Below are 3,934 nucleotides of genomic sequence, written 5' to 3'. Positions count from 1 at the left end.
TTATTGTACTGTACAAAGACATGAAACTCTAAACTATTTAGACAAGAAAGTCTAAACTTTTGTTTTTGGAACTTGATTGGGACAAGAAAGTCTAAACTAAAGCTTTTTTAGATTTACATGCTAAACCAAAAAAAATTTCATTTTGCGGATTAACTGTACTATACGTATAAACGTTTCAAAACTTGTTTCATTTCTGAATTAATATTAATAATTGAACTAATCTCTTTTGCTGATTGTTCGAGATATTTTAATTTATACTAAAAAAACTACACCCTATATAGAATGTAGTTTTTTATCGAGGTTATTACTTCTTATTTAATTTCTTTAATATATTTTCTGGAATCTCTTCTTTTTTAATAACTGAAATATCATGCATTCTTGTATCACTTCCCCTTTTCGCAGCTTTAATATATGTGCCAATAGGGAATTTGTTATCTGACCCAAAACCTAAGTCTATTTTATTTAAACTCTCATCATATCCAATTAAATCATATGAATAATGAATTACATCTTTAGGGGCCTTAGTGTCTCTTTTAGCTTCTTCTTTCACTACACCATATACATCTATCGCACTTACAAACGGACTATAACGATTCCATTGCTCGCAGCCAGCCAATCCAATACTAAATAGCATAGATAACATTATTATAAAAAATCTATTTCTCATTCTTATTCAATCCCACTGTAATTTATAGTTCTATAAAAATAGCGTACAGACGTACATATATGGAATGTTCTCCTAAGATTGCTTCTTAGTTTGTATATCCCTTACAGGCATCAATCCACTTTAAATATTTTGAGTATCGTTCTAGTTCTTCTATTGTTAATTCAATAGCACTATTTCCACTTCCACAAGCAGGAAAAACAGTTATAAATCTTTGTAGTGATACATCCAAATACACTTCTACATCTTTATTTACAGCAAACGGGCAAACACCACCTATTGCATGTCCAATTAACTCTTCCACTTTGTTTGCATCGACCATCTTAGCTTTAACACCAAACTGTTCCTTGTATTTACGATTATCAATTTTAGCATCACCTGCAGTTACTATTACTAAAACACGATCTTCTATTTGAAAAGATAAAGTCTTTGCGATTCTTTGAGGTTCACATTGTAACGCTTTTGCTGCTAATTCAACTGTTGCGCTAGATTCTGTTACCTCTATAATTCTATCTTCCATACCATATTGTTTAAAATAGGAAATAACTTTTTCTAATGACATTTTACGGACCTTCCTTTCCCTTTTGGGGTATCATGTTAATGTGAGCTTTATAAAAATATTAAGATTTATTTGTATATCCTCTAAATAAATGTTTTACATATCTGTTTGGATATAAATCATTAATCATTGCATACGGACTATTTTCATATTTATGTTTCAATACGCCACGTAAACGATACTTTGCAATTAATGCGTTATTCCAATTCTGTTTGATTTCTTCTTCGTTCCAATTTAAAATGTTTGTTACTAAATATCTTGTTACTCTTTAGCCATTTCATTATTTTCATCTAATTTTCAAGTGTTTGGCGGGAATCTATTTCTTTTTCCATCTAATATCTCCTGATAAATTTCCTCTATAGTAATTGCTTTAATCTGCATTTCACAAGTTGCATTCCTTTCCTGGAGTTTGAATGAAGAAAATTCTGACTTTATGATGTGAGTTAATACTATTACTTTGCTCTTCTAGTGAAAAATTTCAATAAAGCTTTACATGAAAATACAGGTTGGTATCTATAAAATGATTCATATTGCCACTGATCATTATTGGAAAGTTTAAGAGCTTTACATTTGGTTTGATTATCATTGAAATCGTTCTTTTTATTCATATATTCTTCTCCATGTAATGCAAGTATTATAATTGAAAGTTAAATTTTAATACTTGCTGAATATGTCTAACACTAGCATGTGATTTTAGTATTAATTATTATTTTTAAGGGGAAATTTCATTTATAATTAGCTTATTGGCCCTGAATTTCGAAGATAGAATCAATTTCCACTGTGATATTCATGGGTAGCTGATTCACTCCAATTGCCGTTCGGGCATGTTGACCTTCCACTCCAAAGATATCATGTAATAATTTTGAAGCAGCATTAATAACAATATGTTGTTGATTGAATTCAATTTCACAATTCACAAAGGCTTGTAGTTTCACTACATTTACAATACGGTCTAAATCACCAATATACTCTTTGACTGCTGCCAGTGTATTAATAATACAAATTCTTGCTGCTTCTTGTGCTTCTTCTAAGGTTCTTTCTCCACCGACTTTTCCTGTATAAGCGGGTGTACCATCTATAAATGGAGCTTGTCCTGAAACAAAAAGGGAATTCCCTAATTGTTTGACAGGTACGTATAATGCTTTAGCAGGCGAAGTATTAGTTAATAAAATACCTAGTTCTTCCATTCTTTGTTCTATTTTCATGTTCTAGCCTCCTTTTTATTAAATTTGAATCTCACCAATGGCATATACAACTGCTGTTCCCGCAATCTTTACTCTGTCTCCCTCATGTTTACAATATAATGTTCCGCCTCGGTCAGACAGCTGCCTTGCTACCATTTCATCTTTACCAAGACGTTGTGCCCAAAATGGGATGAAACTACAATGCGCTGAACCGCAAACTGGATCTTCATTTACATTTAGTTTTGGAAAAAAAACTCTGGAAACAAAATCATATTTAGCACTTCTGGCAGTAACTGATACGGCTAATCCTTCTGTTAGCTCCTTCATTTTCGCAAAATCAGGAGTTAGATTTTGAACATCCTCTTCATTTTCTAATATGAAGATCAAATCTCTACCTAAGTAGCTTTCAATAGGGTTTATTCCAATGGCTTTAACCATCTCATCTGTTAATGTAATCTTTTCAGGCATTCTGCTTGGGAAATCCATCTCATAAAGATTACCGTTCTTGGATACAACAAGTTTTCCGCTCTTTGTTAGAAATGTAATTTCCTCAATACCTTTTTCATAATAATTTGCAATAACGTATGCTGCTGCTAAAGTTGCATGGCCACATAGATCAATTTCTCCTCCAGGAGTAAACCATCTTAGTTGATAGCACTCCCCTTCTTTTACAGTATAAGCTGTTTCAGACAGATTATTTTCTATCGCAATTTTTTGCATCATCTCATCTGAAATCCAATCTTCCATGATACAAATTGCTGCAGGGTTTCCTTCAAATATGTTTTCTGCAAATGCGTCTACTACATAATATTTCATTACATATACCTCCATAGTGTCCCATTGTGTATTAAGATCAAATGATTATGATGTTTTTATCTCAACATCGGAACACCTTTAGGTGCCTCAGTATGTTCCGAAAGTACGTTCCTTATTTCTTGAGATAAAGGAATTGATTTTTGTGATTGAAAATTAAAATGAACTAAAATAACTTTTCCTCTTACAATCCAATTTTGATTTTCATCTTGTATAACATGTTCAACTTGAAAACTTGCATTACCAATTTTGCTAATCCATGTAGAAACAACTAATTTTTGACCATAAACCACCTCACGAATAAAGTCACATTGAGTTGAAGCAACAATTAAATTCCAAGATTCTATTTTTAGACTCGGGTTAAAAATTTTAAAGAGGTCATTTCTTGCTTCTTCAAAATACGTAAAATAATTTGAGTTGTTTACATGTCCTAAAGAATCACATTCACTAAAACGTACAATAGTATCGTGTTTAAACATAATATCTCCCCTTTTAAGCGTGATAATATTGCAATCTCTGACTACCTAAAAAATTATTTGATCAAAATTAAATATTTGCATGAATCTTAAAAATCACGTATATTGCCTCTATACTATAAGTCTCGTTTAATTCACATTACTTAATGGGTTATAAATATAAATCGCTTTTGTGCGAGATAATTAAATTATCATCACATATGGGTATCATTTTAAGTAAAGACGTTTAACCTAATAC

The 3,934-nt window shown here is 31.4% G+C and carries 5 protein-coding genes and 1 pseudogene; all 6 read right to left on the bottom strand.

Features of this window, described 5'->3' with window-relative positions:
- Positions 1-304: 304 nt before the first annotated feature.
- On the bottom strand, positions 305-667 hold the full coding sequence (locus ABWK52_RS04860) for a DUF1093 domain-containing protein (protein ID WP_001988071.1): 363 nt from the start codon (positions 665-667) through the stop codon (positions 305-307).
- 85 nt (positions 668-752) lie between these two features.
- Complete coding sequence (locus tag ABWK52_RS04855; RefSeq protein WP_065845743.1) at positions 753-1,226, bottom strand: YbaK/EbsC family protein; 474 nt, start codon at positions 1,224-1,226, stop codon at positions 753-755.
- A gap of 79 nt (positions 1,227-1,305) precedes the next feature.
- Positions 1,306-1,604: pseudogene (locus tag ABWK52_RS04850) on the bottom strand (DUF4046 domain-containing protein); the annotation flags it as partial.
- A gap of 359 nt (positions 1,605-1,963) precedes the next feature.
- A complete protein-coding gene (locus ABWK52_RS04845) occupies positions 1,964-2,428 on the bottom strand; it encodes a RidA family protein (RefSeq protein WP_086424155.1) in 465 nt (154 codons plus the stop codon).
- An 18-nt stretch (positions 2,429-2,446) separates the two neighbouring features.
- Positions 2,447-3,223, bottom strand: coding sequence for a PhzF family phenazine biosynthesis protein (locus ABWK52_RS04840; RefSeq protein WP_086424156.1), 777 nt, complete (start codon positions 3,221-3,223; stop codon positions 2,447-2,449).
- Positions 3,224-3,279: 56 nt separating this feature from the next.
- A complete protein-coding gene (locus tag ABWK52_RS04835; protein WP_086424157.1) occupies positions 3,280-3,699 on the bottom strand; it encodes an acyl-CoA thioesterase in 420 nt (139 codons plus the stop codon).
- Positions 3,700-3,934: the final 235 nt, after the last annotated feature.

The organism is Bacillus sp. AP50, from assembly GCF_040492675.1.
In the GTDB taxonomy this organism is placed as follows: domain Bacteria; phylum Bacillota; class Bacilli; order Bacillales; family Bacillaceae_G; genus Bacillus_A; species Bacillus_A cereus.
The sequence above is the reverse complement of the archived record's forward strand: the minus strand, read 5'-3'. Positions and strand labels throughout refer to the sequence as shown.